This window comes from Stenotrophomonas sp. YIM B13575, assembly GCF_042787595.1.
Lineage (GTDB): Bacteria > Pseudomonadota > Gammaproteobacteria > Xanthomonadales > Xanthomonadaceae > Stenotrophomonas > Stenotrophomonas lactitubi_B.
In genome coordinates, this window is the sequence record NZ_JBHZOP010000054.1 from 19,008 (window position 1) to 39,532 (window position 20,525).

Annotated in this window: 14 protein-coding genes and 2 riboswitches; of the genes, 6 read left to right on the forward strand and 8 right to left on the reverse strand. The window is 67.7% G+C overall.

The features are described from left to right. Positions 1-40: 40 nt before the first annotated feature. From sppA to ACFX4F_RS10195, 4 genes are all read right to left on the reverse strand, one after another. Positions 41-1,963 (reverse strand): signal peptide peptidase SppA, encoded by a 1,923-nt coding sequence (sppA, locus tag ACFX4F_RS10180; protein WP_099820514.1) that lies wholly within the window; start codon positions 1,961-1,963, stop codon positions 41-43. A 114-nt stretch (positions 1,964-2,077) separates the two neighbouring features. Further along, a complete protein-coding gene (locus tag ACFX4F_RS10185) occupies positions 2,078-3,442 on the reverse strand; it encodes an MATE family efflux transporter (protein WP_032976478.1) in 1,365 nt (454 codons plus the stop codon). Between the two features lie 176 nt (positions 3,443-3,618). Then, entirely contained in the window at positions 3,619-4,191 is a 573-nt protein-coding gene (locus ACFX4F_RS10190; RefSeq protein ID WP_380654802.1) for a DUF3106 domain-containing protein, read from the reverse strand. After that, positions 4,184-5,185: a hypothetical protein gene (locus ACFX4F_RS10195; protein ID WP_380654805.1), complete on the reverse strand. Its 1,002-nt coding sequence runs from the start codon at positions 5,183-5,185 to the stop codon at positions 4,184-4,186. Before ACFX4F_RS10195 ends, ACFX4F_RS10190 begins: the two co-directional genes overlap by 8 nt. A gap of 414 nt (positions 5,186-5,599) precedes the next feature. Between ACFX4F_RS10195 and ACFX4F_RS10200 the strand changes: the two genes are divergently transcribed. Continuing rightward, complete coding sequence (locus tag ACFX4F_RS10200; protein ID WP_380654808.1) at positions 5,600-7,789, forward strand: primosomal protein N'; 2,190 nt, start codon at positions 5,600-5,602, stop codon at positions 7,787-7,789. Positions 7,790-7,900: 111 nt separating this feature from the next. Here ACFX4F_RS10200 and ACFX4F_RS10205 read toward each other — a convergent pair whose 3' ends face one another. Both ACFX4F_RS10205 and ACFX4F_RS10210 read right to left on the reverse strand, forming a co-directional pair. After that, positions 7,901-8,521 carry a glutathione S-transferase family protein gene (locus ACFX4F_RS10205; protein WP_099820510.1) on the reverse strand — a complete coding sequence of 207 codons (621 nt, stop codon included), beginning with the start codon at positions 8,519-8,521 and terminating at the stop codon, positions 7,901-7,903. A gap of 165 nt (positions 8,522-8,686) precedes the next feature. Beyond that, positions 8,687-9,481, reverse strand: a complete 795-nt coding sequence (locus tag ACFX4F_RS10210) for an NYN domain-containing protein (protein WP_099820509.1) — start codon at positions 9,479-9,481, stop codon at positions 8,687-8,689. Positions 9,482-9,602: 121 nt separating this feature from the next. On the opposite strand from ACFX4F_RS10210, the gene ACFX4F_RS10215 reads away from it, so the two are divergent. Next, positions 9,603-10,883, forward strand: coding sequence for an NAD(P)/FAD-dependent oxidoreductase (locus ACFX4F_RS10215; RefSeq protein ID WP_380654812.1), 1,281 nt, complete (start codon positions 9,603-9,605; stop codon positions 10,881-10,883). Between the two features lie 263 nt (positions 10,884-11,146). Here ACFX4F_RS10215 and ACFX4F_RS10220 read toward each other — a convergent pair whose 3' ends face one another. Together ACFX4F_RS10220 and ACFX4F_RS10225 are read right to left on the reverse strand one after the other, a co-directional pair. Then, positions 11,147-11,572, reverse strand: a complete 426-nt coding sequence (locus ACFX4F_RS10220) for a nuclear transport factor 2 family protein (protein ID WP_099820507.1) — start codon at positions 11,570-11,572, stop codon at positions 11,147-11,149. Positions 11,573-11,682: 110 nt separating this feature from the next. Then, positions 11,683-11,958 (reverse strand): GIY-YIG nuclease family protein, encoded by a 276-nt coding sequence (locus ACFX4F_RS10225; RefSeq protein WP_380654816.1) that lies wholly within the window; start codon positions 11,956-11,958, stop codon positions 11,683-11,685. Between the two features lie 40 nt (positions 11,959-11,998). Next, positions 11,999-12,088: riboswitch (glycine riboswitch) on the forward strand. A 13-nt stretch (positions 12,089-12,101) separates the two neighbouring features. Next, positions 12,102-12,205: riboswitch (glycine riboswitch) on the forward strand. A gap of 83 nt (positions 12,206-12,288) precedes the next feature. On the opposite strand from ACFX4F_RS10225, the gene ACFX4F_RS10230 reads away from it, so the two are divergent. The 4 genes from ACFX4F_RS10230 to ACFX4F_RS10245 all read left to right on the forward strand — a co-directional run bounded on the left by ACFX4F_RS10230 (position 12,289) and on the right by ACFX4F_RS10245 (position 20,444). Continuing rightward, entirely contained in the window at positions 12,289-12,906 is a 618-nt protein-coding gene (locus ACFX4F_RS10230; protein ID WP_032952083.1) for a trimeric intracellular cation channel family protein, read from the forward strand. Positions 12,907-13,144: 238 nt separating this feature from the next. Further along, positions 13,145-14,314 (forward strand): MdtA/MuxA family multidrug efflux RND transporter periplasmic adaptor subunit, encoded by a 1,170-nt coding sequence (locus ACFX4F_RS10235; protein ID WP_380654820.1) that lies wholly within the window; start codon positions 13,145-13,147, stop codon positions 14,312-14,314. Next, positions 14,311-17,388, forward strand: a complete 3,078-nt coding sequence (locus ACFX4F_RS10240) for a multidrug efflux RND transporter permease subunit (protein ID WP_380654823.1) — start codon at positions 14,311-14,313, stop codon at positions 17,386-17,388. Before ACFX4F_RS10235 ends, ACFX4F_RS10240 begins: the two co-directional genes overlap by 4 nt. After that, positions 17,385-20,444, forward strand: a complete 3,060-nt coding sequence (locus ACFX4F_RS10245; RefSeq protein WP_380654826.1) for an efflux RND transporter permease subunit — start codon at positions 17,385-17,387, stop codon at positions 20,442-20,444. Before ACFX4F_RS10240 ends, ACFX4F_RS10245 begins: the two co-directional genes overlap by 4 nt. The last annotated feature ends 81 nt before the right edge of the window (positions 20,445-20,525 follow it).

Below are 20,525 nucleotides of genomic sequence, written 5' to 3' on the forward strand. Positions count from 1 at the left end.
CAGTAGATCCACGCCATGCGTGGACATCGCTGATCGGCCATCAGAACCCGCAGAAGCAATACGCCAAGGACTTCACCGGTGCACCGTTGCCCTTCTCGCGGGCCGCGTTCTCGACGAAGCGCAGCTGGGTATCGATTTCCGGCATCGTGCGCGCCAGCATCATCCGGCCCACGCCGGAATCGGCCAGCATCCAGGCGCCGGCGTGGCTGCCGGCGAAGCCGCTGACGAACTGCGCGAACGGCGTCGCCGCCTTCTCGATGTAACGCACGCGGTACTTGTCGGTCGCACCCAGCTTGGCCCGACCGGCAGCGTCAGCCACGGCATCCTTCAGGCCACCGAAGGCATCGACCAGACCGCGTTCCTTGGCCTGTGCACCGCTCCAGACACGTCCACGGGCGACTTCATCGATCGCCTCGACCGGCTTCTTGCGGGCCTCGGCGACACGGCCGGTGAAATCGGCATAACCCTTGTTGATCACCGACTGGATGACCTGGCCCACCGCCGGGTCCATCGGCCGGGTGACATCGAAGGCACCGGCGAAACGGGTGGTGCCGACGCCATCGGTGTGCACGCCGAACTTGTCCAGCGCACGGCTGAAGTTCGGGATCATGCCGAAGATGCCGATCGAACCGGTGATCGTCGACGGGTCGGCATAGATGCGATCGGCGTTCATGCTGATCCAGTAACCACCGGACGCAGCGAGGTCGCCCATCGACACCACCACCGGCTTGCCGGCGGCCTGCAGGGCCACCACTTCGCGACGGATCTGCTCGGAGGCGTAGACCTCGCCACCCGGAGAATCCACGCGCAGCACCACGGCCTTGACGTCGTCATCGTCGCGCGCCGCACGCAGCAGCGCCGAGGTCGATTCACCACCGATGCGGCCGGCCGGCAGATCGCCGCCGCTGATTTCACCGGAGGCCACCACCACCGCGACCTGCGGACGCGAATCAACCGGGTTGCGGCGCGCATCGAGCTGGGCCATGTAGGTGCCGAAATCGATGTTGCGGAAGCCACCGTCGGCGTCTTCATCGGCCACGCCGCGCTCGATCATCAGATCCTCGAATTCCTCGCGGGTCTTCAGCGCGGTCACCAGCTTCTGCTGCAGGGCGAACTTGGCCAGGTCGCCGCCAGCGGCAGCCACACCTTCAGGCAGGGTATCGATACCGGCCGCCAGCTGCGCCGGATCCAGGCGGCGGGCCTTGGCGATGTCGCCGAGGTAGCGCTGCCACACATCGTTCATCCAGAACAGATCGGCTTCCTTGGAGGCCGGCGACGCCGCGTCGAGCACGTACGGCTCGGCGGCCGACTTGTACTCGCCCACCTTGAACAGGTGCACGTCCACGCCCAGCTTGTCCTGCAGGCCGGTGCGGAAGTACTGGCGGTAGCGACCCAGGCCTTCCAGCACCACCGATCCCATCGGGTCCAGGTAGACCTCGTCGGCCTGTGCGGCCAGCAGGTACTGCGACTGCCCCATGCTCTCGCTGAAGGCGACCAGCTGCTTGCCCGAAGCGCGCAGGTCCTGCAGCGCAGCGGACACTTCACGCAGCGAGGCGAAACCGGACGGCTGCAGCTTGTCCAGCTCCAGCACCACCCGCTCGATCTTCTTGTCATCGCGCGCGCTCTCGATCACCCGGATCAGATCGCGCAGCTGCACTTCCTCGGCACCGTTGTCACCAACGGCCTTGGCCAGCGCGCGACTGACCGGATCGGCGCTGTACTGCTCGACCAGGCGGCCTTCCGGCGCGATCACCAGGGTGGTGCGGTCCTGCAGCGATTTGCTGGCACCTGCGCCCATGCCCGCAGCGACGATGAACATCACCAGCACCAGCAGCAACAGGCCGAAGAACACCAGGTTGAGGATCAACCGGCGGGTGAAATTCATCACGTCCCACAGCCCGATGAAGAAGCTGGCGACTGGATTGCGGTTCGCCGGGGGCAGCGGCGGCACGGGTTGGTTCATGGAGCACTCCGGATGGCTTCTTGCCGTGGTGACAGCATAGCCGGTACCGCGTGAGGCAGCATCGGACACAAGTCAGGGGATCGCCGGTCACGGTTGCCCTGGACCGGCGAGATGTCAGGCCAGCGTGGACTGGCCGATGCGCTTGCTGCTGCGGCTCAGGCGCCAGCCCATCAGGATTGCCGCCGCGGTCAGGCCCACGATCAGGCCGATCCACATGCCCTGCGGGCCCATGCCCAAGCCAAGGCCGAGGCCGGCGCCCAGCGGCATGCCCAGGCCCCAATAGGCGAACATGGCGATGAACATCGGCACGCGGGTGTCCTTCAGTCCGCGCAGCGCGCCGGCCGACAGCACCTGGATGCCATCGGGGAACTGGAAGGTGGCCGCGTACAGCAGCAGGGTCGAGGCCAGCCCGGCCACGGCCAGGTCGTTGGTGTAGACACCGACGATGGCATCGTGGCCGAACAGCAGTGCCGCCGCCGACAGCGTCTGCGTACCCATGATGATCGCGTAGCCGGCCCACGCCGCGCGGCGCACGCCGAAGCCATCGCCACGGCCGACCGCATGGCCGACCCGCACGGTGGTCGCCTCGGCCACACCCATCGGGATCATGAAGCACAGCTGCGCCACGTTGATCGCGATCTGGTGCGCGGCCGCTTCATTGGCGCCCAAGCGACCGATCAGCAATGCGGTAACGATGAACAGACCACCTTCCATCAGCACGGTGATGCCGATCGGCAGGCCGGTGCGCAGCAGGTCCCAGATCGCTGACCAGCGCGGCCCTTCGAAGTGCGAGAACAGCTGCAGGTGGGCGAAGCGCTTGGTGAACCACAGGTAGGTGCCGAAGGCGATCGCCTGCAGCCACATCATCACCGCCGAGGCGATGCCCAGGCCTTCGGCGCCCATTTCCGGGAAGCCCAGCTTGCCGTTGGCCAGCACGTAGCCCATCGGCGCCAGTACCAGCAGGCCGCCAAAACCGAGCAGCATGGTCGGCAGCGTCCAATGCATGCCTTCACTGAGATAGCGCATGCAGAAGTACAGCGTCAGCGCCGGGCCACCCCAGCGCACCGCATGCAGGAACGCCGTTGCGCCCGGCACGATGTCCGGCGCGATGCCGAAGGCCGGCAGCAGCGGCGGCACCACGGTGAGGAAGGTGAACATGATCAGGCCCAGGCCCAGCGCCAGCCACAGCGCCTGCCGGAACAGCGGGCCGATCTCGCGCTCACGGCCGGCGCCATGCAGCTGCGACACCGAGGCGGTGAGTGAGATCAGCGTACCGATCGGGATCAGCATCGGCAGCCACAGCAGCGCAGTGCCGATGGTCACTGCGGCCAGGGTGGAGGTCGCATGGTGGCCGGCAATCACGTTGTCGACGAAGGAGATCAGACCGGTGGAGACGTGCCCGAGCACAAGCGGCAGGGCAAGCAGACCGGTAGCGCCGACTTCCTTGCTGAAGCGCGGCGTGGAGGTTGCAGTAGACATAAGGTGCTTGACGCGAACTACGGTTGCGCGCGAAGGGCACAGGCACCGGGTTGCGGCCGGCCATCTTACGCGCGCTGGGCGGTCATTCCCATGACTGCCCCATGAAGGGGACGGAGGGAATCAAGTCGTATCAGGCACAGTCGGGCCAGAAATGACGTAGTTCCCTCCCCTTTTGCTTACTGCCCGGCCTGGCGCTTGAGCCAGGTGTCGCGTTCGGCGGCGGGGACGGTGAGGAATGCGCTGCGTACGCTGTCGCGTTCCTGCGGCGGTGTGCGCTGGGCGACCAGGGCCAACTGCGCCAGCTGCGCCGGGCTCAGCTGGCGCAGCACGGCAAGGACCGCGTCGCGCTGTTGCGGCGGCACGAAGCCGAACAGGCCATGCAGCTTGGGAAATTCAGCACCCAGTTGCGGGCCCAGCCGCCAGCCTTCGCGGAAGGCCTGGTCCTGTGCCTGGAACTGCGTGCGCAGGCGCTGCTGCTGATCGACCGGCAACGCGGCGAAGCGGGCGGCGGCCTGGCGGATGCGTTCGCGCTCCCCCTCTGGCAGTGCCCGCCACGCGGCGTAGTCGCTGCGACGCTGGCGTTGCTGGGCGGGATCGAGCTGCGCGAATGCCGCCGCCGCAGTGGGCGCGGGCGCAGCCGCCGACGGTGTTGCCGAGGGTGCTGGCAGCGGTACGTTCACTGATTGCGGAGCGGCAGCCAGCGACAGCGGCATGGCCAGCAGCAGGCCGGCGAAGAGGTGCTTATTCATCGGCAGCCGAGGTTTCCAGCGCTGCGCCGACCGGCTCCGGGCGGGTCGGCTTGGGTTGTGATTCGTCCACCGGCAACGGGCCACCGGCGGCACTCCAGGCATGCATGTCGGCCTCGGCCAGCAGCGGGTAATCGCGGTCGGCCAGCATGGCGGCATCTTCGCTGGCCTGCGTATCGCTGCCCGCAGTGGGGCGCACATCGCTGGCGGGCAGCGGCTCGACGGTGACCGGTCCGGCCTCGCCCACCACGCCCTCGGGGAGCGGGCCATCGGCGGTTAGCGCACGGCCCTGCCAGTGGCGCCAGCCCAGCGCGGCCAACAGCAGCACCGCCACGGTGATCAACAGGATCACCGGGCCACGCCAGCGCGGCTTGGCATTGGCGCGGCGACGCTTGCCGCTGGCAGGCGCGCGTTCGTCGCGCGGCGGTGCACGCCAGCTGGAAGCAGGCGCCTGGTTGTTGGCCGCTGGCGCGGACGGTTGCTGCAGCTGCTGCAGGCGCTTGGCCGGCAGGTCGCGGATACGCAGCTGCACCTGTTCGGCCAGGGTCCGCCATGCAGCGGCGTCGGGCTGGCCAGTGGCGTCGCATGGGCAGGCCGTGGCCAGCAGGCCTTGGTAGCCCTCCTCGTCGACATCCAGAACGCGGGTGGCGATGCCCTCGTCCAGGCTGCCGCCCACCCGCAGCAGCAGGGCCAGCCGCGGCAGGGGGGCCATGTCGCCCAGCGCGGCCAGCGACGGCGGCCACTGACCGGTGGCCGGCTCTCGCAGCGCCTGGCGCTGGCCCAGCAGGGTCCAGAAGCGGCCGGGCCACTGCGCCATCGGCAGGTCACTGGCGACCGCGGCGAAGGCACGCATCACCGCCACCAGCGTCTGCTCGGCACGGGCGGGGTCACCGCACTGCAGCTCGGCCACGACCAGGGCACGGCGTTCGACGCCACGCAGAAATGCCGACAGCGCGCCGGCCGCGGTCGAGGAAACAGGGGCGGGCACAGCCGTCATCGGTCACTCCAAAGGTCTGCCGGCATGATAGCGGCAGCCCATCGCTGCCCGGCAGGACTTGCGATTGCAGACGCTTTCTGCTGCAGGTTGTGCACAGCACCACGCGGGAACCGGGCCATTCCTCGATGAATGGCTGAATTCACCCTGTTTCAGCAATGTTTCACACTTAAGTTGTTGATTTTAATTGCATTTAAAGTGTGGCTATTTTTTGACCAACCCAAGCGTGAGGCCGTCGCCATCGGCCTCATGCGGCGCCACGAGCCGCTAACGCACAGACTTATCCACAGAAGATGTGGATAAGACTGAATCTCTAATAGACACCGATATTTAGGTGACATTTATGATTCGCCGAAGGGCATGCCAGTCGCATCTGCCTCTGCAATGCGCCCTCGCAGGGGCCGTTACACTGAGCCGATGCTCGCCCCTGAATCCGGCCCTGTCCCGACCCTGCAGGTCGCCCTGCCCGTCCCCCTGCCGCGCCTGTTCGATTACCTGCCGCCACAGGGCGAGGGCCCGACGATGGCGGTCGGCTGCCGGCTGAAGGTGCCATTCGGCAACCGCGAACTGATCGGCGTGGTGGCCGGCCACGGGCAGGCCGAGGACAGCCAAGGGCTGCGCCAGGCGCTGGCCTGGTGTGACATGGCGCCGCTGCTGCAGGGTGAGCTGTGGCAGAGCCTGCAGTGGCTGGCCCGCTATACCCACGCCCCGCTGGGCGAGGTGCTGAGCACCGCCCTGCCCGGCCCGCTGCGGCACGGCGAGCCGCTGCCCGACACCCATCACTGGGGCTGGCAGCTGACACCGGAGGGCCACGCCCAGCGCGAAAAGCTGCGCGCCGGCAGCCGACCACGGCAATTGGCCGAGCTGCTGGCCGAGGCGGTGGTGGACGAAGACGTCCTGTCCGCGCGCATGCCGGACTGGCGGGTGGCCGCACGCAGCCTGGGCAAGCGCGACCTGGCCGAGCGCATCGCCCTGAGCGTGGCACCGCAGCACGCCCAGCCCCTGCCCGGCCCCACCCTCAATACGGAGCAGGCCGAGGCCGTGGCCGCGATCACCGCTGCCGATAGCTTCCAGGCCTTCCTGCTGGACGGGGTGACCGGCAGCGGCAAGACCGAGGTCTACCTGCAGGCGATCATCCATTGCCTGGCGCAGGGCAGGCAGGCACTGGTGCTGGTACCCGAGATCGGCCTGACCCCGCAGACCCTGGCGCGCTTCCGCGGCCGTCTCGGCATTGCCGTGCACGCGCTGCACTCGGGGCTGACCGACAATGAGCGCGCGCGGGTCTGGGCTGCGGCCTCGCGCGGCGAAGCGCGGGTGATCGTGGGTACGCGTTCGGCGGTGTTCATCCCGCTGCCGCAGCCGGGCCTGCTGATCGTCGACGAAGAGCACGACGGCAGCTACAAGCAGCAGGACGGCATCCGCTACCACGCACGCGATTTCGCCCTGGTGCGGGCCAAGGCGCAGGGCGTTCCGGTACTGCTGGGCAGCGCCACGCCCTCATTGGAAACCCTGCACAACGCCTACGCCGGCCGCTATGCGCACCTGCGCCTGAAGCAGCGCGCCGGTGATGCCCGACCGCCGCGCGTGCGCATCCTCGATGTGCGCAAGCGCCCGCTGCGCGATGGCCTTTCCGCCGACGTGCTGGCCGGCATCGGCGAACACCTGCAGCGGGGCCAGCAGGTGCTGGTGTTCAAGAACCGGCGCGGCTATGCGCCGGTGCTGCTGTGCCACGACTGCGGCTGGACCGCGCCCTGCAACCGCTGCGATGCACCGATGACCGTGCATGGCGGTGGTCGTCGCCTGCAATGCCATCACTGTGGTGCGCGGCAGCCGGCACCGTTGGCCTGCCCCGCCTGTGGCAGCCTGGCGCTGCAGCCACAGGGCATCGGCACAGAGCGGCTGGAAGAACACCTGGTCAGTGCCTTCGCCGAGTTCCCGGTGGTGCGCATCGACCGCGGCACCACCGCCCGTCGCGATGCGCTGGAGCAGCAGCTGGCCAAGCTGGGCAACGAGCCCGGCATCCTGGTCGGCACGCAGATCCTGGCCAAGGGTCACGACCTGCCCAAGCTGACCCTGGTGGTGGTGGTGGGCATCGACGAAGGCCTGTTCTCGGCCGATTTCCGCGCCAGCGAAAAACTGGCGCAGCAGCTGATCCAGGTAGCCGGCCGCGCCGGTCGCGCGCGCGATCCGGGCGAAGTGTGGCTGCAGACCCATCACCCGGGTCATCCGCTGCTGGAGACGCTGGTGAACGGTGGCTACCACCCGTTCGCGCAGGCCGAATTGAACCAGCGCGAGGCGGCGGGTTTTCCACCGTTCGCGCACCTGGCGCTGATGCGCGCTGAAGCGCAGCAGCTGGAGCATGCCAATGCCTTCCTGCTGGCCGCGCGCACACTGCTGGGCGAACAGAACGTGGTGGAGGCCTATGGGCCGATGCCGGCGCCGATGCCAAGGCGTGCCGGCTACCAGCGCACGCAGTTGTTGTTGTCGGCAGCGCAGCGGCCACCGCTGCATGGGGTGCTGGCACAGCTGGTGCCGCAGTTGTACGCGCTGCCGGAGGCACGCAAGGTGCGCTGGTCGCTGGATGTGGATCCGACGGACCTGTATTGATCTGGCAGACCGCTGCCGAGCATGGCTCGGCACTACTGTAGAGCCCTGGATGGCTTGGGGTCGGATCCCTTTTCGCAGAAAAGGGCTCTGACCCCGAACGTCGCCCTTCGCTTACGTCATCGGTGACATCACGCCGCGCTGGTACGCCGGGCGCTCGCGCAGGCGTCCATACCAGTCGGCCAGGTGCGGCAGGTCCGGGCGCTGGATCGGCAGCTCGAACCACGCGTAGATCAACGAGCCCAGGGCGATGTCACCCATGGCGAATTTCTCGCCCGACAGCCACGGCTGCGTGGCCAGGGTCGCGTTGGGCAGCGCCAGGAAATCACCGGCACGCACGATCGCCGCATTGATGCGCGCCTCATCGCGGTCGGCCGGCGCGGTGCGCATGATGCCCCAGATCAGTTCGGAGTACAGCGGCGCCATCCGCGAGGTACTCCAGTCCATCCACTTCTCGGCCTGCGCACGCTCCATCGCGTCTTCCGCGTACAGCGTGCCCAGCGAATAGCGCGCACTGAGGTAGCGCACGATGGTGTTCGATTCCCACAGCGGCAGGCCGTGGTCTTCGATCACCGGCACCAGCCCGTTCGGGTTCATCGCCACATACTCCGGCGACTGCGTGCCACCGTGGCTGCCACCCACTTCGATGGACTCGTACGGCAGGCCGATTTCCTCGGCACACCACAGCACCTTGCGGACGTTGCTGGAATTGCGGCGACCCCAGATCTTCAACATGCGGATTTCCTTGCTGGCAATGCGAGCGGCAACGATACGCCTGATCGGCCTGGGTGTGTGCGTGCGCAACGACTGCATTGGGCATTCGCCGGGCATGGCCCGGCGCTACCACATCCGCCTTCGGTGAGCGCCGGGCCAACCCCGGCGGTGCTGCGTTGCCGCGCGTTACCGGTTCTTCTTCGGCAGCGCGCGCACGTAGGAGGATTTACCGTCCTTCTTCAGTTCGAACAGACCGATCGCGGCCAGCAGGTCGCTGAGTTTGCCGTACCCGTAATTACGCGGATCGAACGAGGCCTGGTTGCCGATCTGGCTGCCGACCGGGCCCAGGTGCGACCAGCCATCCTCGCCCTCTGCCGAGGACACCGCACGCCGCAACATCTTCACCAGACGTGTATCGCTGCGCATTTCCGCGCCGCTCTTGCGCGGGCGCGCATCGTCGCTGCCCGCCTGTTCGCTGGGCGCCTGTTCGTTCGATGATGGTTCGTTCGATGCCTGCTCGACATCCTGCACGCTGGCATGGGTCTGGCCCAGCGCTTCCAGATAGGTGAACTTCGAGCATGCGTTGACGAAGGGTTCCGGGGTTTTCTTTTCGCCGAAGCCATAGACCTTCACGCCGTCGGTCAGCAGGCGCATCACCATCGGGGTGAAGTCGGCATCGCTGGACACGATCGCGAAGCCATCGAGGTTGCGCGCGTACAGCAGATCCATCGCGTCGATCACCATCGCCATGTCCGACGCGTTCTTGCCCTTGCTGTAGGCGAACTGCTGGATCGGCCGGATCGCGTATTCGTGCAGCACCGCCTCCCACCCTTTCAACCGTGGGCTCTTCCAGTTGCCATAGGCACGGCGCACGTTGGCCACGCCATAGCGGGCGACTTCGGCCAGGACTTCGTCGATCTTCGAGGCCGGCGCATTGTCGGCGTCGATCAACAGGGCGATGCGCTTTTCCGGTTCGCTCATGGACTCCTCACGGGCAGTTGCCTGAACCCGAGTATCGCCGATCAGGATGCACGCTGACGTGACAAGGACCGGCCATGCGAAGATGCCAGGCACTTCCCCCATGCCCCCCTGGAGTGAGTCGATGAGTCGTGATCGCGTCCCCCACCTGGTCGTTGTCGGCGGCGGTTTCGCCGGCCTGTGGGCCACCCGTGCGCTGGCCCGCGAACGCATACGCATCACCCTGGTCGACCGTCGCAACCACCACCTGTTCCAGCCGCTGCTGTACCAGGTGGCCACCGCGGGACTGTCTGCGCCGGATATCGCCGCACCGCTGCGCCACATCCTTGGCCACCAGCGCAACGTGGAGGTGCGGCTGGGCGAAGTGGTGGCCATCGACAAGGAGGCCCGCCAGGTGCGCATGGCCGACGGCAGCACGCTGGACTACGACAGCCTGCTGCTGGCCACCGGCGCCACCCACGCCTACTTCGGCCATGACGAATGGGCCGACGATGCGCCTGGCCTGAAGACACTGGACGATGCCATCGCCCTGCGCCGCAAGCTGCTGCTGGCGTTCGAACGCGCCGAGGCCGAGCCGGACCCGGCAAAGAAAGCCGCATGGCTGAGCTTTGCGGTGGTGGGTGGTGGTCCGACCGGCGTCGAGCTGGCTGGCACCCTCGCTGAAATCGCCCGGCATACGCTGCGCAATGAATTCCGCCATATCGATCCGGCCAGCGCCAAGGTGCGGCTGGTCGAGGCCGGTCCGCGCGTGTTGTCGACCTTCCCTGAAGTGCTTTCGCTGAAGGCGCGCCGGCAGCTGGAAAAGCTGGGCGTGGAAGTGATGACCGGCACGCCGGTCAGCCACATCGATGGACAGGGCTTCAAACTGGGCGACCAGTTCGTGCCCGCGCGCACCGTGGTCTGGGCCGCCGGCGTCGCCGCCTCGCCGTTGGCGCGCACGCTGGACGTGCCGCTGGACCGTGCCGGACGCGTGCCGGTGCAGCCCGACCTGACCCTGCCCGGCCATCCCGAACTTTTCGTGGCCGGCGACCTGGCCGCACTGAGCCAGGCCAACGGCAAGCCAGTACCGGGCGTGGCCCCGGCCGCCAAGCAGATGGGCAAGTACGTGGCGGAAACGCTTCGCGCACGCCTGCACGACAAGCCCGCGCCGGGGCCGTTCAAGTACGCCGACTTCGGCAACCTGGCCACCATCGGCCGCATGGCCGCGATCGTGCACCTGGGCAAGCTGCAGCTGTCGGGCGTGCTGGCCTGGTGGTTCTGGCTGGCCGCGCACGTGTTCTTCCTGATCGGTTTCCGCAACCGCGTCGTGGTGCTGTTGAACTGGGCGGTGGCGTACTGGAGCTACCAGCGCAGCGCGCGCATCATCTTCGGCGATGATCGGGACGACCGGCGGCCGAAGCGGTAGGTACTGCCGTGGGTGACCTCTCGACCGACACAGTAGATCCACGCCATGCGTGGATGAATTTCTGTGCAGGCTGCATGGAGCGTAGCCACGCGTGGCGTGGCTCTACTGCTTCATCGGGCCGCTGGGCCCCCGCTCATGTCCGGCAGAAATCTTCGCGATAGGTAGTGCCACGGGCACGTCCTCGACCGACACAGTAGATCCACGCCATGCGTGGATGAGTTTCTGTGCAGGCTGCATGGAGCACAGCCACGCATGGCGTGGCTCTACTTCGGCTTTGGGTACCACAGCGCGTTGACGATGACCCAGCGCTGCTCGAAGCGGCCCATGTGGAAGTAGTCGACGAACCACGGCGTTTCCAGCCGCACCGAGGCCGCATTGCCGGTCACGTCCAGCACCGTGCAACGGCGGTCCCATTGATCCTTCGGGGTCTTCAGCGCGCCCTGTTTCGTCAACGCAACCAGTTCTTCCTTCGACATCCGGCGCAGGCCGAGGCGTTCGTCGGGCGTATCACCGAGCACCGCGCGCTTGGCCAGGTCCGGGTGCAGGGAACGGGCGACGCGCTGCGGGTCGGCTTCCAGCTGACCGTCGACGTAGTCGTGGCAGGTCGCTTCGATGGCGGCGATCGTGGCGGCGTCGGCAGCGGGGCTTGCTGCTGCGGAAAGCGCGAACAACAGGGCAACGGCGGACATCCGGGTCTCCAGCGCTGAGAGCTGGGCGATCATGGCATGGCCGGATGTGCCCCATCCACGCATGGCGTGGATCTACCGGCGAAGTTGTAGAGCCGAGCATGGGCTCGGCTCTACAGAACAGCCTCGGCCGGCGCCTGCAGCCAGGCCAGCTTGCGCTCGCGCGGCTGCTGCTTGAGCTCCCATTCGGCGCGTGAGGCCGCTGTCCTGTCCGGGTACTCGCGTACCGCCAGCACCCGCAGCGGCGGGCGTGACCGCGTGTAACGCGCCCCCTTGCCGGCCTGGTGGGCGGCGAAACGGGCCTGCACGTCGGTGCTGATGCCGGCGTAATAGCTGCCGTCGCGGCATTCGAGCAGGTACAGGAACCACGGGCGGGAAGGCGAAACCATGGTCGGATTATGCCGTGCTGCACTGCAGCGGATATACTGGCGCCCGAATGCAGGAGAGAGGCGCCGCGCTGGCGCCCGCCGAAGGCGCAGGCTCCCATGATCGCTCAGGCCGGTGGGCTGGAATCCCACCAACCATGCATTCGACTCGCCGAGCTGGAGAGAGGTCACCGGGCATGCCCGGGACGATCCGCCGAAGGGGCACGCGGCTCACGCCGCTGAACTCTCAGGCAAAAGGACAGCGGGAGCGGCACCGGTCATCGTCATCCCGTCATTGCGCAGGCAATGGCGGTGGTCGCGCATGGCCGGCCCCACCGCGTCCGGAGCCTGTCCATGCTGCTGTCCATCATCTACCTGATCGCCATTTCCGCCGAAGCCATGACCGGTGCCCTGTCTGCGGGCCGCCGCCGCATGGACCTGTTCGGCGTGGTCATGATCGCCTGTGTCACCGCCCTCGGTGGCGGCTCGCTGCGCGACATCCTGCTCGGCCACTATCCCTTGGGCTGGGTGAAGCATCCCGAGTACCTGGGCTTCACCGTGTGCGCGGCGCTGATCGCCACCTGGGTAGCGCGCTGGATGCATCACTTCCGCCGCACCTTCCTGGTGCTGGACGGGCTGGGCCTGATCGCCTTCACCCTGATCGGCTGCTCGATCGCGCGCGAGGCCGGCCATGCGCTGCCGATCGTGCTGATCGCCGGCATGCTCACCGGCGCCTTCGGCGGCGTGCTGCGCGACATCCTCTGCAACGAGGTGCCGCTGATCTTCCAGAAAGAGCTGTACGCGATCATCTCGCTACTGACAGGTGCGGTGTATCTGCTGTTGCTGCACTGGGGCGTGGCCGATGCCACGGCGATCCTGTGCTGCCTGGGGGGTGGCTTCGCCGTGCGCCTGCTGGCGATCCACTACCGCTGGGAAATGCCGAAGTTCGTGTACCACGACGAAGTGCATTGAGCCCTTGAGGGTAGTGCCGGTCGTTGGCCGGCATTTCCGGCTGGGCTGCATGACCAAGGTCACGCGGCGACGGCCCGCGTAAACCGCTACCATTGGCGCCCCGTCGCACGCGCGACGGCATCCAGCCACGCCGCGTCCGCGGCCCCGCCAGACAATCCCCCTCCCCCGCTGCCCGAGGCCCTTCGTGGTGCCGACGGGCCCGCATGACCCTGCGTGCACGCAGGGCGCAGGATGCCCCATGTCTGTCGCCGAAAACTCCCGCTTTCGCCGTGCCCGCCCGCTGCTGGTCGTTGCCGGCCTTGCCCTTGTCGCTGGCCTGGCGTGGTGGCTGTGGCCGCAGGCCGAGGCGGACGGTGGCGAACAAGCTGGTGCCGGCAAGGTAGTGCCGGTACGCATCGCCCGTGCCAGTGCCGAACCACTGGTGCTGCGGATGAAGGCGGTTGGTACGGTCACCCCGCTGCACAGCGTGGTGGTGCGCAGCCGCGTGGATGGCGAGCTGATGCACCTGCATTTCCAGGAGGGTCAGCAGGTCAAGGCCGGTGACCTGCTGGCGCAGATCGATCCCCGCCCCTACCAGGTGAAGCTTGCGCACGCACAGGGTACGCAGCAGCAGAACCTGGCCGAGCTGGAGAACGCCGAGCGCCAGTTGCAGCGCTACCGCGAACTGCAGCGCCAGAACTACGTGTCCGCGCAGGAACTGAGCGACCAGCAGAGCAAGGTGCGGCAACTGCAGGGGCGTCGCCTCAGCGACCAGGCATCGGTGGACGAAGCGCGACTGCAGCTGCAGTACACCCGCATCGTCGCCCCGGTCAGCGGCCGAGTCGGCCTGCGCCGGCTGGACGTAGGCAACCTGGTGCACGCCAGTGACACCGAAGGCCTGGTCACGCTGGCGCAGACGGCGCCGATCAGCGTGCTGTTCACCGTGCCCGAACCAGAGCTTCCCGCCCTGCTCGATGCCGTACAGGCGCAGCCGGCGCTGGCGGTGGAGAGCTGGGACCGCGAAGAACGCCGGCAGCTCGCCAGCGGCACCCTGTCCAGCGTCGACAACCGCATCGATACCGCCACCGGCACGCTGAAGCTGCGCGCGCAGTTCGACAACGCCGATCAGGCGCTGTTCCCCAACCAGTTCGTCAATGTGCGCCTGCAGCTGGGTGAGCACCCCGCTCTGCTGGTTCCCGACGCCGCCGTGCAGTTCGGCAGCCAGGGCAACTACGTGCACATCATCGACAAGGACAACAAGGCACAACGACGCACGGTGGTGCTCGGCCCGGCCGATGACGGTCGCGTTGCGGTGCGTTCCGGTCTGGTGGCCGGTGACAAGGTGGTGATCGAAGGCATCGACGGGCTGGAAGACGGCACCGCGGTGGAGATCATCACCGAGGAGGCATCGACCAAGGCCGGCGCATGAACCTCTCGCGCGCCTTCATCCTGCGTCCGGTCGCCACCACGTTGCTGATGGTGGCGCTGCTGCTGTCCGGGGTACTGGCCTATCGCCTGCTGCCGGTGGCGGCGCTACCGCAGGTCGACTACCCGATCATCCAGATCACCACGCTGTACCCCGGTGCCAGCCCCGAGCTGACCACGCGTACCATCACCGCGCCGCTGGAGCGCCAGCTCGGGCAGATTCCCGGCCTGAAACAGCTGTCGTCCACCAGTTCCGGTGGCGCCTCGGTGATCACCCTGCAGTTCGGCCTGGAGGTGTCGCTGGGTGTGGCCGAACAGGACGTGCAGGCGGCGATCAACGCGGCCGGCAGCTTCCTGCCCGGTGATCTGCCGGTGCCGCCGGTGTACCGCAAGGTCAATCCGGCCGACACGCCGATCCTGACCCTGGCGGTGACTTCGCAGGGCCTGTCGCTGCCGCAGGTGCACGATCTGGTCGACACCCGCATCGCGCAGCGGTTGGCACAGCTGCCCGGTGTCGGTCTGGTCAGCCTGGCCGGTGGCCAGCGCCCCGCCGTGCGCATCCAGGTCAATCCGGGCGCACTGGCCGCCAACAACCTGGGCATGGACCACATCCGCACCGCGATCGCCGCGGCCAACGTCAATCTGCCCAAGGGCAGCTTCGATGGCCCGATCCGCGCGGTGATGCTCGATGCCAACGACCAGATGCGCAGCGTTGCCGAGTACCGCGCGCTGGTGCTGGCCTGGCGTGAGGGCGCACCGCTGCGTCTGGGCGATGTGGCGACCATCACCGACGGCGCCGAGAATCGCCAGCTGGCGGCATGGAGCGGCACCACCCCGGCGGTGCTGGTGAACATCCAGCGCCAACCCGGCGCGAACGTCATCGCCGTGGTCGAACAGGTGCGTGCGTTGCTGCCGCAACTGCAGGCCACGCTGCCGGCCGGCGTGCAGATGACCGTGCTCAGCGACCGCACCGAATCGATCCGTGCGTCCGTGCGCGGCGTACAGAAGGAACTGGTGCTGGCCATCGCGCTGGTGGTGCTGGTGACCTGGGTGTTCCTGCGCAACCTGCCGGCCACGCTGATTCCCAGCGTGGCGGTACCACTGTCGCTGATCGGTACGTTCGCGGTGATGCTGCTGGCCGGCTATTCGCTCAACAACCTCACGCTGATGGCGCTGACCATTGCCACCGGCTTCGTGGTGGACGATGCGATCGTGATGCTGGAGAACATCGCCCGCCACCTGGAAAACGGCGAAAGCCCGCGCGAGGCGGCATTGAAGGGAGCCAGCGAGATTGGCTTCACCCTGGTCTCGCTGACGGTCTCGTTGATCGCCGTACTGATCCCGTTGCTGTTCATGGCCGACCTGGTGGGCGCGCTGTTCCATGAGTTCGCGGTGACGCTGGCGGTGGCCATCGGCATTTCGCTGCTGGTGTCGCTGACCTTGACGCCGATGTTGTGCGCGCGCTTCCTGAAACCACATGCCAAGCAGGCGGCTGCGCCCGACGTCTTCGACCACATCATCGCCCTCTACGACCGCCAGCTGCGTTGGGTGCTGCAGCGCCAGCCGCTGATGCTGCTGGCGACGGTGGCCACGCTTGCGCTCACCGTGGCGCTGTATTTCGCCGTGCCCAAGGGCTTCTTCCCGGTGCAGGATGCCGGCCTGGTGCAGGGCATCAGCGAAGCCCCGCAGGCGATCTCGTTCCAGGCCATGCGCGAGCGCCAGCTTGCCCTGGCCACGGCCATCGAACAGGACCCGGCCGTGGCCAGCCTGTCCTCCTACATCGGCGTGGACGGCAACAATGCCGCCCTCAATACCGGCCGCCTGCTGATCGAACTGAAGCCACACGGCGAGCGCGAGAGTGCCGACGTGGTGATGGCACGCCTGCAGCAGCGCGTGGCGAGGATTCCCGGCATCACCCTGTACCTGCAACCGGTGCAGGAGCTGGGCATCGAAGACCGCATCAGCCGCAACCAGTACCAGTTCACCCTGACCACGCCGGACCTGCAGACGCTGGAAACCTGGACACCGAAGCTGCTGCACGCGCTGCGCCAGTCGCCGGCGCTGCGCGATGTGGCCAGCGACCTGCAGATGCAGGGCCGACAGGCCAGGGTGAGCATCGACCGCGATGCCGCCGCACGTCTGGGCGTGAGTGTGGAAGCGGTGGCCGACGCTCTGTACGACGCCTACGGGCAACGGCAGATCTCCACCATCTTCACCCAGGCCAGCCAGTACCGGGTGGTGCTGGAGGCCGATCCGGCGCGGCAACCGGGGCCGGAGGCGATCAGCGGCCTGCGCGTGCGCAGCAGCAACAGCCAGACCGTGCCGCTGGGGGCGGTGGCGCGCGTCGAGCAGGGGCCGACGGCGCTGCTGCGCAACCATGTCGGCCAGTTCCCGGCGGCCACGCTGTCGTTCAACCTGGCACCCGGCGCATCGCTGGGTGAAGCAGTGGATGCGGTGCATGCCGCGCAGGCGCAGGTGGCATTGCCGCAAAGCATCGAGCTGCGCCTGCAGGGCGCAGCGGCGGCCTTCAGCAGCTCGTTGTCGAGCACGCTGTGGCTGATCCTTGCCGCCGTGGTGGTGATGTACATCGTGCTGGGCGTGCTCTACGAGAGCTTCATCCATCCCATCACCATCCTCTCCACATTGCCCTCGGCAACCGTGGGCGCCTTGGCTGCGTTGTGGGTGAGCGGACGCAGCCTGGATTTGATCGCGGTGATCGGCATCGTGCTGCTGATCGGCCTGGTGAAGAAGAACGCGATCATGATGATCGACTTCGCGCTGGACGCGCAGCGCACGCGCGGCATGAGTCCGCGTGAAGCGATCCACCAGGCAGCGCTGCTGCGCTTCCGGCCGATCCTGATGACCACCTTGGCCGCCCTGTTTGGCGCGGTACCGCTGATGCTGGCCAGTGGCTCGGGCGCCGAGCTGCGGCAACCGCTGGGCTGGGTGATGGTGGGTGGCCTGATGGTCAGCCAGGTGTTGACCCTGTTCACCACGCCGGTGATCTACCTGGCCTTCGACCGTCTGCAGCGTCGCCGCGCGGCGGCACCGGCAACAGCAGACGAGGCCGGCGCATGACCCCTGTGGCACGCCTGGCACAGGCCTGCGTGCAGCGTCCGGTGGCGACCCTCCTGTTGGCGGTGGCGCTGGTACTGGCCGGCCTGCTGGCGCTGCGCCTGCTGCCGGTGGCACCGCTGCCCCAGGTCGACTATCCGGCCATTGAAGTCAGCGCCAGCCTGCCCGGCGCCTCGCCCGAATCGATGGCGGCGACCGTGGCCACGCCGCTGGAGCGTGCGTTGGGCAGCCTGCCCGGCATCTCGCGCATCGATTCAGCCAGCACCCAGGGGCAGACCGAGATCGAATTGAAGTTCGTGCTCGGCCGCGATATCGACGAGGCCGCGCGCGAAGTGCAGGCCGCGATCAACCTCGCTCGCGGCCAGCTGCCCAGCGGCATGCCCGGCATGCCGCAGTACCGCAAGGTCAACCCGTCGCAGGCGCCGATCCTGGCGCTGGCGCTGACTTCGGACACGCTCTCGCCGGGACAGCTGTACGACCTAGGTTCGACCGTGCTGGCACAGAAGCTGTCGCAGGTGCCGGGCGTGGGCGAAGTGCAGGTGGGCGGCAGCGCGCTGCCGGCGGTTCGCGTATCGCTGGACCCGAATGCCCTCAATCACGCGGGCCTGGCACTGGAGGATGTGGCGCAGGCGATCAGCCGCGCCAACGCGGTGCGCCCACTGGGTGCGGTCGCAGGCGCGCAGCAGCACTGGCAACTGGAGGCGCCGCTGCAGCTGCGCCAGGCCGCGCAGTACCGGGAACTGGCGTTGAAGGCCAGTGATGACCGCCTGCTGCGGCTGGGCGATGTCGCCGCCGTCGCCGATGGCGTGGAGGACCGCTATGCCAGTGGCTTCCACAACGAACGCCCGGCCGTCCTGCTGATCGTCAGCCGCCAGCCCGGCGCCAACATCATCGCCACCGTCGATGCGATCCAGGCGCAGCTGCCGCAGCTGCACGCCCTGCTGCCGGGCACGGTGGACATGCGGCTGGTGATGGACCGCTCGCCGGTGATCCGCGCCACCCTGCACGAAGCAGAAGTGACCCTGCAGCTGGCGATCGCGCTGGTGGTGCTGGTGGTGCTCGGCTTCCTCGGCCACTGGCGTGCGGCACTGGTACCCAGCGTGGCGATTCCGGTGGTGCTGTTCGGCACGCTGGCGTTGATCGCGCTGATGGGCTTCTCGCTCAATACGCTCTCGCTGATGGCCCTGATCGTGGCGGCGGTACTGGTGGTGGACGACGCCATCGTGGTGCTGGAGAACATCGCGCGCCATCGCGAACTGGGCGCCGACCGCTGGCAGGCGGCGGTGCGCGGTGCGTCGGAAGTGGGCGCTACGTTGCTGTCGATGAACCTGGCGCTGGCCGTGGTGTTCGTCTCGATCCTGTTCCTGGACGATTTCGTCGAGCGCCTGTTCCGCGAATTCTCGCTGACCCTGGTGGCGGCGATGACGGTGTCGGTGCTCGTGGCACTCAGCCTGGTGCCGATGCTGTGTGCGCGCCTGTTCGTCGATGACGCACAACCGCCCTCGCGCTGGCAGCGCGGCAGCAATGCGCTGTTCGAGCACGTGCGTGGCGCCTATCTGCGCACCCTGCAGGCCAGCCTGCAGCACCTGCGCTGGCCCTTGCTGGCCTTCGTGGCGGTGATCGCACTCAATGCCTGGCTGTTCCAGCAGGTACCCAAGGGCATCGTTCCGCAGCAGGACACCGCACAGCTGCGCGGCTTCGCGCGTGGCGATGACGGCCTGTCCTTCCAGGCGATGCAGCCGAAGATCGATGCCTACCGCAAACTGCTGCTGTCCGACCCGGCCATCGAGGACATCATCGGCTATATCGGTGGCAGCAACGGGGTCAACAACGCCTTCATCATGATCAAGATGAAGCCGCTGGCCGAGCGCGGCGTCTCCAGCCAGCAGGTGATCGACCGCCTGCGTGCACGCCTGCCCAAGTTGCCTGGGGGCAACCTCTATTTGTGGGTGGACCAGGACATCCGCCTGGAAGGCGCCGGCAGCAGCGGCAAGTACGAGTTCCAGTTGCTGTCGGCCGATACCGCGCCATTGCGCCAATGGGCACCGAAGGTCGCTGCTGCGCTGCGTGGCCTGCCGGAACTGGTGGACGTGGAAGCGCAGGGCGAGGCCGGCATGCGCCAGGTGATGCTGGACATCGACCGCGAGGCCGCCGCGCGCCACGGCGTGGACCTGCGCACCGTGGCCAACATGCTCAACAACGCCTTCAGCCAGCGCCAGGTCGCCACGTTGTACGACAGCCTCAACCAGTACCGGGTGGTGATGGAGCTGGACCCGAAGCACACGCAGGACCCGGGCACGCTGGCACGGTTGCAGGTGATCGATGGCGGCGGCCAGCGCATTCCGCTGTCGAGCATCGCCAGCTGGCGCTACGGCATGGCGCCGGACCGCGTGTACCACAGCGAGCAGTTCGCCTCGATCTGGATCGAGTTCGCGCTGGCTCCGGGCGTGGGCCTGGAGCAGGCCACGCAGGCCATTGATGCGGCGATGGCCACACTGATGCTGCCGCGCTCGGTGCAGGCCAAGCTGTCCGGCGAGGCCGGTGGCCTGGAGCAGCTGCGGTCGCGCCAGTTGTGGCTGGTGCTGGGCGCCACCCTGGCGGTGTACCTGGTGCTGGGCATCCTCTACGAGAGCTTCCTGCAGCCCCTGGTGATCCTGTCCACGCTGCCGTCGGCCGGTATCGGTGCGTTGCTTGCGCTGTGGCTGTTCGGCAACGAACTGAACCTGATCGCCCTGCTCGGCCTGTTCCTGCTGGTGGGCGTGGTGATGAAGAACACCATCCTGCTGGTCGACTTCGCGCTGGCCGGCGAGCGTCGCGGGCTGAGCGCGCGCGATGCGGTAATGGAAGCGGCGCGATTGCGCCTGCGGCCGATCCTGATGACCTCGCTGGCGGCACTGCTGGGCACGCTGCCGCTGATGCTGGCCAACGGCGAAGGCTGGGAGCTGCGGCAGCCGCTGGGCATCGCCATTGTCGGCGGGTTGCTGGTCAGCCAGTGGCTGACGTTGTACACGACACCGGCGATGTATCTGGCGCTGGCGAGGATGCGGGCGCGACGTTGAGCGGGGCGGCTTCATCCACGCATGGCGTGGATCTACTGACTAGACGACACCGGCGATGTACCTGGCGCTGGCGAGGATGCG